The sequence below is a fragment of the Psychrobacter sp. CX16 genome (assembly GCF_057396245.1).
This window is the reverse complement of the sequence record NZ_JBXYJF010000032.1, coordinates 1-15,157: the sequence shown is the minus strand read 5'-3', so window position 1 is coordinate 15,157 and position 15,157 is coordinate 1. Positions and strand designations below refer to the sequence as shown.

12 protein-coding genes are annotated in these 15,157 nt (G+C 42.9%); 10 read left to right on the top strand and 2 right to left on the bottom strand.

What is annotated here, in order from left to right; translation table 11 throughout:
• The first annotated feature begins 93 nt into the window (after window positions 1–93).
• The 6 genes from AC2SLM_RS10875 (at window position 94) to AC2SLM_RS10850 (ending at window position 7,665) form a co-directional block, all read left to right on the top strand.
• Window positions 94–924, top strand: a complete 831-nt coding sequence (locus AC2SLM_RS10875; RefSeq protein ID WP_486553842.1) for a hypothetical protein — start codon at window positions 94–96, stop codon at window positions 922–924.
• Window positions 925–1,403: 479 nt separating this feature from the next.
• Window positions 1,404–2,078, top strand: coding sequence for a 2Fe-2S iron-sulfur cluster-binding protein (locus tag AC2SLM_RS10870; protein ID WP_486553841.1), 675 nt, complete (start codon window positions 1,404–1,406; stop codon window positions 2,076–2,078).
• Complete coding sequence (locus AC2SLM_RS10865) at window positions 2,075–3,067, top strand: FAD binding domain-containing protein (protein WP_486553840.1); 993 nt, start codon at window positions 2,075–2,077, stop codon at window positions 3,065–3,067. Before AC2SLM_RS10870 ends, AC2SLM_RS10865 begins: the two co-directional genes overlap by 4 nt.
• A gap of 2 nt (window positions 3,068–3,069) precedes the next feature.
• Window positions 3,070–5,553 carry a molybdopterin cofactor-binding domain-containing protein gene (locus AC2SLM_RS10860; RefSeq protein ID WP_486553838.1) on the top strand — a complete coding sequence of 828 codons (2,484 nt, stop codon included), beginning with the start codon at window positions 3,070–3,072 and terminating at the stop codon, window positions 5,551–5,553.
• Between the two features lie 62 nt (window positions 5,554–5,615).
• On the top strand, window positions 5,616–6,899 hold the full coding sequence (locus AC2SLM_RS10855) for an XdhC family protein (RefSeq protein ID WP_486553837.1): 1,284 nt from the start codon (window positions 5,616–5,618) through the stop codon (window positions 6,897–6,899).
• Window position 6,900: 1 nt separating this feature from the next.
• Window positions 6,901–7,665: an NTP transferase domain-containing protein gene (locus AC2SLM_RS10850; protein ID WP_486553836.1), complete on the top strand. Its 765-nt coding sequence runs from the start codon at window positions 6,901–6,903 to the stop codon at window positions 7,663–7,665.
• 116 nt (window positions 7,666–7,781) lie between these two features.
• Here the strand turns inward: AC2SLM_RS10850 and AC2SLM_RS10845 are convergent, their stop codons facing one another.
• The gene (locus AC2SLM_RS10845) at window positions 7,782–8,534 is read right to left on the bottom strand and encodes a YebC/PmpR family DNA-binding transcriptional regulator (protein WP_486543698.1); all 753 of its coding nucleotides are present in this window, start codon (window positions 8,532–8,534) and stop codon (window positions 7,782–7,784) included.
• Window positions 8,535–8,915: 381 nt separating this feature from the next.
• Here AC2SLM_RS10845 and AC2SLM_RS10840 point away from each other — a divergent pair, with 381 nt between their 5' ends.
• From AC2SLM_RS10840 to AC2SLM_RS10830, 3 genes are all read left to right on the top strand, one after another.
• Window positions 8,916–9,746 carry an ion transporter gene (locus AC2SLM_RS10840; RefSeq protein WP_486543697.1) on the top strand — a complete coding sequence of 277 codons (831 nt, stop codon included), beginning with the start codon at window positions 8,916–8,918 and terminating at the stop codon, window positions 9,744–9,746.
• A 161-nt stretch (window positions 9,747–9,907) separates the two neighbouring features.
• Window positions 9,908–11,212, top strand: a complete 1,305-nt coding sequence (locus AC2SLM_RS10835; RefSeq protein ID WP_486553835.1) for an ABC1 kinase family protein — start codon at window positions 9,908–9,910, stop codon at window positions 11,210–11,212.
• Between the two features lie 310 nt (window positions 11,213–11,522).
• Entirely contained in the window at window positions 11,523–12,200 is a 678-nt protein-coding gene (locus AC2SLM_RS10830) for a YoaK family protein (protein WP_486543695.1), read from the top strand.
• Between the two features lie 152 nt (window positions 12,201–12,352).
• On the opposite strand, the gene AC2SLM_RS10825 is transcribed toward AC2SLM_RS10830, so the two are convergent.
• The gene (locus tag AC2SLM_RS10825) at window positions 12,353–12,850 is read right to left on the bottom strand and encodes an Lrp/AsnC family transcriptional regulator (protein ID WP_486553833.1); all 498 of its coding nucleotides are present in this window, start codon (window positions 12,848–12,850) and stop codon (window positions 12,353–12,355) included.
• Window positions 12,851–13,231: 381 nt separating this feature from the next.
• Between AC2SLM_RS10825 and leuA the strand changes: the two genes are divergently transcribed.
• On the top strand, window positions 13,232–14,986 hold the full coding sequence (leuA, locus tag AC2SLM_RS10820) for a 2-isopropylmalate synthase (RefSeq protein ID WP_486553831.1): 1,755 nt from the start codon (window positions 13,232–13,234) through the stop codon (window positions 14,984–14,986).
• The last annotated feature ends 171 nt before the right edge of the window (window positions 14,987–15,157 follow it).

Here is a 15,157-nt window from a genome sequence, read left to right as displayed (position 1 = left end):
TGCTATCTCACAATATGTATTATGACTGCCGTGCAAAAAGATAATAATTTCCCGCCACATAAAACGGATGGTAGTCACCACCAGGGCGAAGATATGCCTGAAGAACCTCAAAATAAAGGGGATTTAAGACAATACGCCATTGAACAATCCCAAACTCAACAAACCTCTCAAACTGATGCCAATCAAAACCAAGCCAATCAAAACAAAGTCGTTCATAACGCATCTAATCAAAACCAAGCAAATCAACCGGCGATTAATCAAAACGGGGAGAATCTTCAAAATCAAATTAAACGCCAGCGAGAATGGGTCTATTTAACTCATTATCTGACCATCCAAGGCTTAGATCCTGTTCATATTATCTCCGGCAAAGATGATGGCTATGAACCTGATTTTACATTAGTATTTTGGGAGAATAACCAACTAGTATATATCGGTATTGAGCTGACAACTTTGCCAAGGTTACGCACTCAGATGAGTGAAAAAGGACTGATTGCAAAGCGTTGGTATTGGCAAGCATTGAATGTGGTCGCTAAGCAGAATATCTCGGGTCATCTTTATGATGAGGATAATGGTTATCTAACGGCTGAGCGCTTTAAGATACCGATGAAAACCTTATATATGCCTAAAGATAAATTTATCGAATTTAGAAAAGGTCGAACAATTTCTAGTATCACCCAACAAGATGTCGATAAGGTAATGCACAAAAAACAACCGAAGATTGAAGCGTATCAGACAAGACGGGCACTCAATGAGTTATGGTTGTTAATTCATACGGACAAATATCAGCCAGATACCATATTGTCGTTTGAAAAAGATAAGTTGACGGGGCGAGATATTAACCTGACGCATAGCACTGCATTTGATAATGTTCAAATTACCTGCTATCCCAGCTATAAGATATTAAATGTACAAAAAATCGACTGATCTCTGATCTGGCACAGAATTTAGCGTCTTAATTCATTTCAACAGTTTAACCTGCATTTAATTGCTAAGACCTTCGCTCGGTTACGAGCGAAGGTCTTTTTGAATGTGTATGGTTAAAGATGACTTTATAAATGCTTCTGTCAATAATTTAATGAAAATAGTTTAACACACCTTAACGCCTTTACTTAAAAGCACAGGACAACAACATTTATTATATAAAAAAAACCCATACTTTCATTAGGATGAATCTAAAACGTGGTAAATTTCAATCTAATAAAACTTATTGTTATTCAATAGTTTAATAGTGCTTTTAATTAAGAGATACAACTAATTATGAGCGATAACACAGCTTTTCTAATATTAGGTCTAATGTTTATTCATTACGTTGTTTACCCGTGAACTTTTAACCATCCATTTTCTTTAGTGAAAATATCGCTTTAACAGATATTTTTTAATCACACCTGCCAGCGGACGCCAGCATGACTACCTTAACTTTATCTATTAATAATAAAAGCTATCATTTTGATGATCTTGATCCCCGAACGACTTTACTAGACCTTTTTAGACATCACTTACAGATTACAGGCCCCAAAAAAGGCTGTGATCATGGGCAGTGCGGTGCCTGTACTATTTTGATTAATGGTCAACGTATTAATTCATGTTTAACCTTAGCGGTAATGCACGAAGGTGATGAGATTACCACTATTGAAGGGATTGGATTACCTGAAACACTATCTGATTTGCAAAAAGCATTTAGAGATCATGATGCCTTTCAATGTGGGTATTGCACACCGGGTCAGATTTGTTCCGCTACTGCTTTGATTGAAGAGGTGAAACAGAACTGGCCAAGTTATATCACCGAAGATTTAAACAATCCTGAAGGTACTTTAGTACAAGAGATTGCCGAGCGCATGAGTGGCAATATTTGTCGTTGCTCGGCTTATCCAAATATTATTAATGCTATCTCTGAGGTATTGCAAAAACAAGTTAATCAAAACGCTTCTGTTAATAATTCAAAGCCAAGCACACCGACTGTGGTCAGTGGCATCTGGTCACCCCCGCCAAGTCAGTCTCAAGTTCATAAGAATAATGCCAACAAAAGCACAAACAATGGTACCAATAATCAGATTCAAGCCACAGGAGAGAACTCATGAAACGTTTTGACTATGTCCGTGCTAGTGAGTTAGCCCCTGCGTGCCAAGAGGCCAGTGCCGATGGTGCAGCCTTTATTGGCGGTGGTACCAATTTGCTGGACTTAATGAAGTTTGAAATTGAGACGCCGATTAAGCTGGTTGATATTACCCAGTTAGAGCTTAAGCAAGTTGAGTTAACTAAAGATGGTGGATTACGTATTGGCGCTTTAGTGACCAATAGTGATTTGGCAGCTCATCCTGACATCATAGCCCATTATCCAGTGCTATCTCGTGCGATTTTAGCGGGAGCAACTGGTCAGCTGCGTAATAAAGCCACTACAGGCGGCAACTTCTTACAGCGTACCCGCTGTTATTACTTTTATCAGCCTGATAGTCCTTGTAACAAGCGTGAGCCTGGCAGCGGTTGTCCTGCTATTGACGGTGAAAATCGTTCATTGGCCATACTCGGTACCAGTGAACATTGTATCGCTCAGCATCCATCAGATATGGCAGTGGCGATGCGTCTGCTTGATGCCACTTTAGAAACCCAGAAAGCTGATGGCAGCAGCCGTCAGATAGCAATTAAAGATTTTTATCGTCTGCCAAAAGATACCCCTCATATCGAAACCGTATTAGAGGCGGGCGAGATGATTACTCATATCATTTTGCCACCGCCAACAGTCGGTATGCACACCTACGATAAAATACGTGATCGTGCCTCTTATGCTTTTGCACTGGTGTCTTGTGCGGCTGTGATTGATGTCGACGATGACGGTACTTTAAATACGGTTCGTCTAGCCTTTGGTGGTATCGGTACTCAACCTTGGCGCAATGAGAAAGTAGAAGCTGCACTAGAGGGCACGAAAGGTGGTATTCCAGATATCGTTCATGCTGCCAATATCTTATTAGAGCAGGCGCAAGGTTATGGTCAAAATGACTTTAAAATTCCACTAACCCGCCGTTTACTTAAACAAATTATCCAGCGCGCGCTTAACGCTAAGGAAGCATAATCATGGCAGCATTAGATAAAGCATTGAATAAAGGAATCCATAATTCCGAACCCAGCAAAAAAATGATCATGAATGAGCCGGTTGAGACCCTATTTGACAAAACATCGAGTCAGTTAGTTGGTCAATCTATCACTCGGGTTGATGGTTCCTTAAAAGTGAGTGGGCAGGCGCCTTATGCAGCAGAATATCATGTAGATAATATGGCTTACGGTGTATTGGTTGGCGCTACTATTGCCAAGGGTAAAGTTAAAAAAATCGATGAAAAGTCAGTTGCTAATATCCCAGGCGTGATTAAAGTCGTCACTGACGCTAAGCACTTTTTACGTAACTCGCAGCAGGGCGGTAAAATGAAAGCACCGGCGCAAGGTGCAGTAGAGGTATCCTACCACGGTCAACCGATCGCAGTTGTAATAGGTGAGACCTTTGAAGCAGCGACCGAGGGTGCTAAAGCACTGGTTGTCGAATATGAGGATGAAACCGATAAAGCAGCGCTTGATTTTGAGAAAGCGTTACTAGAGGCTCATGAAGTGGATGACGATTCTGGTTCAGATAACAATGCTGAACAGGGTAGCCCAGAGAAAGCGCTTAAATCAGCTGCCGTTACTTTAGACCGCACTTATACCACCCCAAGCCAAAGTAACTCTCCGATGGAGCCGCATTCAACGTTGGCTTATTGGGAAGAGGATAAGTTAACTCTTTATTCATCAAATCAGATGGTGGCCTTTGGCCAAAAGCAAATAGCGGATGCGTTAGAGATTGATGCTGATAACGTTCATTTGATTGCACGGTATGTCGGTGGCGGCTTTGGTAGTAAATTAGGTATAGCCCCTGAGTCCATTGCAGCCGCTATTGCCGCTAAAGAGCTTGAGCGTCCTGTACTGATTATGATGACGCGTCCGCAGGTGATGGAGGCAACGGTGAGACGGTCTAATACCCGTCAAAGAGTTGCCATCGGCTGTCGTGAAGACGGAGTAATAGACACCATTATTCATGAATCGGTCTCAAGTAATCTTCCTGGTGAGGCATTTTTTGAGCCATCAGCCTTGTCGACACACTATCTTTATCGTGGTGAAAATCGCCGAGTCCATTACAAAAAAGCAGAGATGAACTGGACATTAGCAGGTTCTATGCGTGCGCCAGGTGAGGCTGTTGGTCAGATAGCGTTAGAGTGTGCGATGGACGAGCTTGCCTGTCAGCTTGAGATGGATCCGATTGAGCTTCGTCGCCGTAATGAGCCTGAAAAAGACCCCTCACAAGACATTCCATTTTCTACCCGTCAATTGCTAGCATGTATGGAACAAGGTGCTAAAGCCTTTGGGTGGGAGGATAAACATGTGGCCAAGCCTGCCAGTCGTCAAGAGGGTGATTGGTGGATAGGTACGGGAATGGCAGTTGCTTCTCGTGGTAACCAATTATTGCCTTCTGAAGCACGCGCTACTTTGCAGATTGACCCGACTAAAACGCATGGGGTTAAAGCAGTGATTGAGTCAGACATGACTGATATTGGTACTGGCTCGTACACGGTATTCTCACAAGTAGCGGCTGATATTCTTGGCCTACCTATCGACCATATCGAGATGAAACTGGGTGATAGCAAATTGCCAGCCGCTTCTGGCTCTGGCGGGAGCTTTGGTGCAGCCAGTGCGGGTAGTAGTATTTACCTCGCTTGTGCCGAATTACGTGAGCAAATAGCTAAGCACGTTGGTCTACATGCTGATAATGTGCAGATTAAAGACGGACACGTACTAAAACAAGGCAAGCATGACGCTACTTTAACAGAGCAAGGTTTAGAGTCGGGTAAAGCGGCTGTCAAAGGTGCGGTAAATACGCTACTTAAAGCGGTAGACAGCGCAGCGCAAAGAGCCGGTGTAGAGATTTCACTTGCTGATAATAAAGATAAAGCCGCCGAGTATAACTTTGATGAGTCAAACAGCTATGCACTGTCCGATATTGTTGCTCAGTATGAAGATCAGAAGCTAAGTGCCAAAGGTGAAATTGCCCCAGGTAAAAATGGTAAAACTCATCGTCAAGCTTGTTTTGGTGCCAACTTTGCTGAGGTAGCCGTGCACCGTTATACCGGTGAGATTCGTGTGAAAAATATGACCGGTGCCTTTACTGCCGGACGTATTTTGAATCATAAGCTTGCTACTTCACAATGTTATGGCGGTATGGTATTTGGGATTGGCTCAGCATTGATGGAAGAGGTCATTCATGATAAACGCGACGGCCGTTTATGCAACCATGATCTGGCTGACTATCATGTAGCGGTCAATGCGGATGTGCCGCAGCTTGAGGTTATCTTAGTAGAAGAAGATGACCCATATACTAACCCAATGCACATTAAAGGTATCGGTGAGACCGCCATCTCAGGTGCTGCTGCCGCAATTGCCAATGCGGTATATAACGCAGTCGGTGTACGTATTTATGATTTTCCAATTACTCTTGATAAGCTGATTGACCAGTTGCCAGATGATGTAGCTATATAGCTCTAGATACTAGGCCTTAAACGAGTAGTCTAATGTAATCAGCCAATCAATAAGGTAATGCTATGAGCAATCAGGTATCAGATATCCTGAAGTTGGCCGACCAAGCGCTGGCTAACAATACAGAGGCGGTACTCGCAACTGTGGTGCATATTGAAGGCTCTGCGTATCGTAAACCTGGGGCAATGATGCTTATCTGTGCCGATGGCCAATCTGTCGGCATGATTAGTGGTGGCTGCTTGGAGCCGCATATTATAAAAAAGGCGCTTTGGCTAACCCGTAATGGTCCCATTGTTCAGGTGTATCAAACGGGAGAGGACTTGCCGGAGCAAGAGGCATCTGCTGAGCAAGAAGAAGATGATATTGAGTTTAATATTCACACTGAGATGAATTTTGGTTTGGGCTGTAATGGACGAGTGCATGTACTGTTTGAACGATTAGATACGGCCAAATCCTATCTTGAGCAGATTAAACAGGTTCGTCTCACTCAACAGCCGATGACTGTGGTTATATTAATTCGCTCGCAAGACGCTAAACATCCGGTGGGCTTACACGTGAACTTAACGCCTACTATTGATGATGTAAGGCTTAATGAAAGTGATAATGGCAGTGATAATATTGGATATCATGATTTAATTGGCCAAGCTATCCAGAGCTTGCATGCTAAATATGCTGAGTCAGACTTAAGTAGCAAATTAACTGATTTTGCTACCATAACCAGTGTCACCAATAATGATATTACTCAGCCAGTCCAAACCCAGTGGTTGGTTCAGCAGTTACAACCGCAAAAGCGTCTGCTTATCTGCGGTGCTGGTAACGATGTGCAGCCATTGGTAAGCTTGGCAAAAATGCAAGATTGGCATGTCACCGTGATAGACAGCCGCTCGCACTATGCGACCCGAGCCCGCTTTATGCAGGCGGATGTGGTTAAGTGTGTGCCGCTTGAAGATACACAAGATCTGCTAGAGCTAAGCCAAAACGCGGCAGTAGCCTTAATGTCGCATAGTCTAGCTCAAGATAGAGCGCGTTTGCAGGTGCTGCTTGCTAATCCGCCGCTATATCTTGGGCAATTAGGTCCTAAATATCGTACTGAGCGTCTTATTGATGAGATTAAACAAGCGCATACAGGGGATGTAGGGGTATTTGATAAAGGTATTAACCAGCTTTATTATCCTATCGGTTATAAGTTAGGTGGTGATGGGCCTGAAGCACTCGCGTTAGGAATTATGGCACAAATCAGTGCGGTGCTATATAACAAAGAACGCGAAATCTCCAATACAACAAACCCTAAGTTAACTTTTGATATAAACTCACAAGCGTTGGGTTTAAATCCAATGGTCAGCAGTTAATATGGACGACTTAACGACGTCAGTTGTCTCGCAGGTTGACAATCCACCACCACACGCAGTTATCATTTTAGCCAGTGGTCTCAGTCAGCGTTTGGGTCAACCAAAGCAGTTGTTAAAAATACAGTCTCAGCCGCTGCTTGAAGTCATGGTTAACCTTGCGCTTGTCAATAGTCCTAAAGCGATTGTTTTGGTAATACCTGATTCGCTAAATGAGATTGTTCAATTAGCACAAACCTTATCAATACAATATGATGTGGTTAAACCGATATTAAACTCTCATCCTGCACAGGGTATGGCGCATAGTTTAAGTTTGGCTATTAATGACTTGGCTAGTCAGGTAGAGCAGGGGTTGGATATTGAGCGGATACTGATATTGGGTGTGGATCAGGTCTTGTTAGAGGCTACTCATTTGCGTCAGTTGCTAGCAGGTGAGGGTTCGACTCAAGATATCAAAAAGGATGCTGTTTGCCGTAAAGTGATTGCCAGTGGCTATTTTAAGTCTAATACAGCTCTAGAAGGTTCTTTGTTTAATGCTTCGATTAAGTTTCCAGACGATGAGCAGTCTATTATCGGTCTGCCCATCAATATTGACTATGAGTTATTAAAAAAGTGGCAGCCAATGCTTGCCGGCGACAAAGGTCTGCGTCATTTGATCAGAAGTTTGACTAGTCATGATCTTAGTGTGATTGAGAGTCCCAAGCTTAGTTTGGATATAGATACGCCAGAGCAGTTAGAATTTGCGAGACAAAAAGGTTGGCTAGATTGACTTTCAATTAACATCAGCAAAGACATAACTCTTAAACGAAAGCAGCCCACAATTTATTTGTGGGCTGCTTTTTTTATTGCCATATAAGCGCTAGGTACACACAAATACGTTATAGATTATTCAGCATCTAATTGTGCTAGGATTTCATCAGAGAAATCAACGTTGGTATGCACATCTTGCACATCGTCTATGTCTTCTAACATATCGATCATCTTCATGACCTTTTCAGCGTCTTCGATATTATCAATAACAGCGCTGGTTGAAGGTGACATGGTGACTTCTGCGTTGCTCGACTCATAGCCTGCTGCATTTAGCGCATCTTTTACTGCACCGAAGCTTTCAGGTTCTGTAATAACCAATAAGCTTTCGCCGTCATTTTCGATATCAACCGCACCAGCATCTAACGCCACTAGCATGATTTCATCTTCGAGCGATACATCATCAAAAATAATTTCACCGCGCTTGGTGAATAGATACGCCACCGAACCTGCGGTCCCTAAGTTACCATCATATTTGGTAAAGGCGTGACGCACTTCACTTACGGTACGGTTTACGTTATCGGTCATGGTTTCGACCAATACCGCCACACCGCCAACGCCGTAACCTTCATAGGTCAGCTCATCCATTTCGCCGCCTTCTGTGTTGCCGGCGCCGCGCTCAATGGCACGTTTGATAGTGTCTTTGGTCATATTGGCAGACAAGGCTTTTTCTACCGCTGCACGTAAGCGTGGGTTGGTTTCTGGATCTGGATCGCCTTGTTTGGTGGCTGATACCAATTCACGGATGATTTTGGTGAAGATTTTGCCACGTTTGGCATCTTCTTTGGCTTTTTTGTGCTTAATATTTGCCCATTTAGAATGACCCGCCATAATATATTTATCCTTATCAATTACGTTGAAAATATAGGTTAATAAAGCGCTGCGTTAAAATAAGTCTGTTAATAAACACGCCAAGCAGTTAAAGCAATTCATTTAACCATTATGCTCATAGTGCGTTTTAGCTCAGTTGATTTAAAGCCATGTGCTATCAATTATGCATACAAAATAATATGTTTGCCCTCACGATACTGGTCAATAATTGGTCGTGAAAAGGGGGCTAGATTATAGCAGAGATTGACCTGTGATGAGATAGGGTAGTGGTCAACTTAACACACAAAAGACAGTGATAAAAAACAAAGTTTGCGTAAGGGGTAACATTGCTGTTTTAATCACGTATAATGACCCAGTATTATAGACCAGTTACCCGTATTTATGAAAAAAGTTACCTCAAATACGCTAAATAGCTTACGTAATCGTATCCATATCATCATTGAAGGTACAGATACGCCACTTGGTAAGTTATTTGATATCATATTGCTTGTTGCTATTGCAGCCAGTGTAGGCATTGTCATGCTTGATAGTGTGCTGTATCTGCGTTTGCAATTTGGCACGGTGTTTTTCTATGCCGAATGGTTTTTCACAATACTGTTCACCCTAGAATACATACTGCGACTGTTCTCTGCACCCAACCGCTTGCGTTATGCGTTTAGCTTCTTTGGTATCGTTGACTTATTATCCGTGTTGCCGAGTTATTTAAGCCTTATCTTCGGCGGCGTACAGTATCTACTTGTCGTACGTATTCTTCGAATCCTGCGCGTATTTAGGGTATTGAAGCTCAAATCTTATATGCAGCAAGCGGGCTTCTTGGCCGCCGCATTAAAGACCAGCCAACAAAAAATCACCGTGTTCTTTTTATCGCTACTGTTATTGGTGACGATTTTCGGATCGGTTATTTATGTGGTAGAGGGCCCTGAGAACGGATTTACCAGTATTCCAGTTTCTATCTACTGGGCGATTGTGACGCTGACCACGGTAGGCTATGGTGATATGTCACCCAAAACGCCACTGGGTCAGGCGATAGCAAGTATGGTGATGATCACCGGTTACTCTATTATCGCAGTACCGACTGGTATCTTTACCTCCGAGCTTGCCAAAAGCATGCGCCCGCAGTTGCACCCGATTGTTTGTCCGAACTGCGGTAAATTCGGTCATGCCGCCGCTGCTCAGTTTTGTGACCGCTGTGGTCATGACCTACACATCTAGGTATGCTTTAATCGTATGGCTTTTCTCTATAATAAGTAGGGAGCTTACTATGCGCTATGCAAATATAATGTCGTTAAATACAAATCACCCCCCCCATTATTAAGACAGTCATTTGATTGTATTTAAAGCCTATTCTTTTTTATTAATAGACTCAAAACCCTATGCCAAATTTATTGAAAAAATCCTTCAATGTTGTGAATCGTGTCCGCCATACTGCCAGTGTGGCGGGATTGTCTGCACTGCGTGTTGCTAAAGGTGAGCGCCCTGATGCAGTATTGCTGCGTGAGACATTTGAGCAATTGGGCACGACGTATATTAAGATAGGTCAGTTTATCGCCAGTACGCCGTCACTGTTTCCGCGTGAATATGTCATTGCCTTTCAAGATTGCCTCGATCAGACCACACCTCTGCCGTATAAATATATTGAGGGCGTGCTAAAAGAAGAGCTGCTTGAAGACGGTCAGAGCCTAGATGACTTTTTCTCAAAAATAGAAGAGAAGCCATTGGCATCGGCCAGTATTGCACAGGTACATGCGGCAACCTTAAAAGATGGCCGTGACGTAGTGCTCAAAGTACAAAAGCCTGGTGTCGGTACTATCATGCAGACAGATTTGGGAGTGCTACATGCAGTGACCAAGGTGATGGAGCGCTTGATGCCGCAGATGCGTTTTGCCAGTATTTCACCAATTATTGATGAGATTCGCACCCGCATGTTGGCGGAAACAGACTTTATTGCAGAAGCGTCTAATATACGCGACTTTCAGCAATTTTTACAGATGACCGGCAACAAAAAAGTCGTTGCGCCTGACGTGGTAGACGAATTAACCACCAAGCGCGTGTTAACCATGAGCCGCTTGCACGGTATCTCGATGGTTGATGAAGTGGCGATGCGTCAATACAGCGCCGACCCTGCTCAAGTGATGGCCGATACGCTAAATACTTGGTTTGCAAGCCTGATGTTCTGTAATAGCTTCCATGCCGATTTGCATGCCGGCAACTTAATGTTATTGACCGATGGTCGTATTGGTTTTATTGACTTTGGTATTGTTGGTAAGCTCAAGCCAGAAAGCTGGCAGGCGTGTATGGGTATGATGCAGGCGCTGCAAAATAATGATTACGTAACTATGGCCAGTTGTATGATTGACATGGGCATGACTTACGAGCGTGAACAGGTGGATCAAGCGGAATTGGCCGCTGATTTGGCAAAAATGATTACCCGTATTATGGCGGAAGATAAGACCTATACCAGCGGCAAGCCATTTAATACCAAAGAGCAGGCAGATGAGCTAAATAAAATGATGCTTGAGATTGTCGAAGTCGGTAAGCGTCATGGCATTCACTTCCCGCGCGACTTTGCCTTATTAACCAAGCAAATGCTGTATTTCGACCGTTTTATGCGTACACTTGCACCGGACATGGATATGTTTACTGATGCCCGAGTCAATTTATTAGGTCAGCCTACTTAAGGCGTGTCCTCATTTTGAAAATGGGGATAAAAATAAGATAAATCGCAGTCAGACAAGGAACATAATGCCGTAAATATCGAGATATTTACCCGTTATTTGAGGCAGTATGACAAGATTTAGCTATTTTTAGCCCATTTAAATGTAATCGTACGAATTGAGGACACGCCCTAATCTAAGAAAAATATAAATTGTTGAAGTAGCTTAAGTAGCTAAGACTCAAAGTAGGCGATGCGGCTTATAATGAATTGGCTTTTTATTTAGAATTCGGATGCACATTTGATTTAGTACAGACTCTATAAAAGTGGCCCCTATGATAACCAAACTCCCCAGATGGATATTAGTAGGCGGGGCGGTACTAGCCTTTAGTGCCGGCTGCGTCAACATCATTGCCCTTAGTGGATTTACCAATCTTTCAGTCTCGCATGTGACCGGTAACGTCAGCCTGTTTTCAGCGGCGATTGCTCAAATGGACTGGTCATCGATTGGCTTTATTGGTGCCTCATTATTATCATTTTTGGCGGGCGCTATCTTAAGTGGCTATCTGGTTGGTCAGCATTCATTAAAACTGGGTCGTCAATATGGAATGGCGTTGTTTGCTGAAGCGTCTTTGCTTTTTTGCAGCTTTTTATTGTTTTTCCATCATGATTATTTTGGTCAGTTATTAGCGGCTATGGCGTGCGGTCTGCAAAATGCGATGGTAGCGACGTACAGTGGCGCCGTTATTCGTACCACTCATTTAACTGGTTTGACCTCAGATATGGGCGCAGCCATTGGTAATTGGCTTGCCGGCCGCAGTGTCAGCAAGCCGACATTAGGCTTTCAAGCGGTTATTTGGTATAGCTTCTGTGGTGGCGGTGTAGTAGGCGCTTATGGCTACTTCAAGCTTGGCTATATGGCGATGTTATTACCCATCACCATTGTTTTGTTATCAGCGATTTTCTATCAAGTTGCCTCAAGCCGTTTACCCGAAAAGCGTGAGTTTAAATAGACAGTCTACAGCCGTAAGCAGTCATTTAAGAATGTAGCAAAATACAGTCGTTATAGAGACCGTCTGTAATCGGGTTGGTCCTAATCAGAACTAATGTGAGCAGATAGAACTGTCTAGTTAAGACTAACTGCCGAATGGATTTAACAAATAGTTTATCTAATAACACCGCGATTGAATACCTCACGCAGCTCAAAACTGGTATGTACTTGACTGACGCCTTCAATACGATTCAGACGGTGTAATAAAAACTCTTCATAATGCGCCATGTCACGGACGACAACCTTTAATAAATAATCCTCGCTACGCCCTGTCACAATACTGCAGCTGACGACCTCATCAAAGCTTTGAATCTTATCTTCAAATTCAGCAAAGCGTTCGGCAGTGTGCCTATCCATACTCACAGCAATAAATATAGCCAAGCGATAGCCCAATTTCTGCGGATTTACCAAGGTATGATAACCCGTGATAATTCCAACTTCCTCTAAACGCTTAATACGTCTGGCACAAGGCGTAGCAGATAAATGAACGGCCTCAGCAATATCTGTGACACTCATACGCGCATCTTGCTGCAATAAGGTCAGAATTTGTCTGTCTGTGTTATCGATATCATAAGAATTATTATTGCTATTTGATGCAGTGCTTCTAGGCATTTACAGTACTCCGTTAGCCATAAGTAGAGAATTAGTCTAATTTTATGTTAATTATTAGTGATAACATCTAATTATAACTTAAAAAAGGCTTATTTTTGCAGGATTATTTGCTAAAGACTTTGTTATGATAGTCAGCATAGATTAATATATGTCACCTTCTAAAGCTAAAAGTACATTATAAGACGTGTTGTTAAGTCTTGGATGTCAGTATTTAAAAGTACTTAATTTCGCTGACTTAATCGTGACTTTAGATTAATTGACTATAAGATAGGGTGAAAATAGCTGCACTATCTGATTGATAAGATTTAACAAAGATAGCCAAACTGTAAAGCCTAACCCAACCTAAAGTAATATAAAATAATAGACCAAAGAGGGCACTCCATGAGCCAAGTTACTAGCCAATCATCATCTGTCGAACCCAAAGTCAAACCAAAATTTGATGCGTTTGATTTCCGTAAATATCAGCCATTTGCGTTTGCGCCAATTTTACCAGACCGCACTTGGCCGGCTAAGCGTATAGAAAAAGCGCCACTATGGGCGAGTGTTGATTTACGTGATGGTAACCAAGCTCTGATTGATCCGATGACCATTGAGCAAAAAATGCAGTTTTTTAAGCTGCTTGTTGAAGTTGGCTTTAAAGAGATTGAAATTGGTTTCCCATCAGCGGCGCAAGTGGAGTTTGATTTTGCGCGTAAGCTTATTGAGGAAGGTCATATCCCTGATGACGTCACCATTCAGGTATTGGTGCAGGCGCGTGAGCATTTGATTGAGCGTACCTTTGAGGCGTTGGAAGGCGCTCGCCGCGCGGTAGTACATGTGTACAATTCTACGAGCCGAGTACAGCGCGATAAGGTGTATGGTAAGAGCAAAGATGAGATTAAACAGATAGCGATAAGTGGCGCAAAAATGCTTAATGAATATGCTGACAAGCATCCAGATACACAATGGGTATTTCAGTATTCTCCAGAAAGCTTTAGCCAGACTGAAACGGACTTTGCAATTGAAGTATGTGATGCAGTAATAGAAGAATGGCAGCCTCAAAACGGTCGAGAGGTTATTATCAACTTGCCCGCAACCGTTGAGTCTTCAATGCCAAATATTTTTGCGGATCAAGTTGAGTATTTTTGTCGTCACCTAAAGCAGCGTAGCGATGTCATCATTAGTTTGCATACTCATAATGATAGAGGAACCGCTATTGCGGCGGCTGAACTTGGCATGCTTGCCGGAGCAGACCGTATTGAGGGTACTTTGCTTGGTAATGGTGAGCGTACGGGTAACATGGACATCATGGTCATGGCAATGAACTTGTTTAGTCAAGGCGTTGACCCAGAGCTTGATTTCAGTGATATGAGTAAAATCGTCAATATAGTCAGTGAGTGTAATAATTTACCCGTGCATCCTCGCCATCCTTATGTGGGCGAATTGGTATTTACCGCGTTTAGTGGCTCGCACCAAGATGCCATTAAAAAATCTTTGGATTACAACGAGAAAAATCGCGAAGCGACTCAAAATATATGGGATGTGGCTTACTTACCAATAGATCCGGCGCATATCGGGCGTAGTTATCAAGATGTGGTACGTATTAACAGCCAGTCTGGTAAAGGCGGTGTGGCTTATATCCTACAGCGCAATTATGGCTTTAACTTGCCGCGCTGGATGCAAATTGACTTTAGCCGCGTAGTACAACAAAAAGCAGAAGATGTGGCACGTGAGCTTAAAAACGAAGAGATTTTGGAGGCATTTGAGACCACTTATCTGCAAAATGATGGCTATGAATTGCTAGACCATAGCGTCAATAACAAAGGCGGTGAAGTCGAGTTTACTGGTCAAATCGTCTTAAACGGTGAGACAGTCGATGTATCAGGAACGGGTAACGGTCCGTTATCCTCGTTCATCGATGGCGTGGCGCGTCATACCGGCAAACAGCTGCACATTATTAACTATTCTGAGCATGCGATTAGCCCGCAGCAAGTAAATAATGGTAATGACCAGAATGATGATAAAACCAACGCCAGTGCTGCCGCTTACATTCAGTTGAATGTCGATGGTGAGATTTATTCAGGTATTGGTACGCACACCAGTACGGTGTCGGCAATGCTAAGAGGGGCATTATCTGCCTTATCGCAGGCGGTTTAATTCATCTGTATAGCTGGACACTTTAGCTAAATCAATTCATTAATTGTCTCGTCCTAAAATAGGTTGATGATTTAAAACAAGCCAGATACCCCGTGTATCTGGTTTTTTCTATGCAGAACACCCATAACTTTGATGAAACTCGAAAGGCGTTCTCATATTCAAACTCAAATG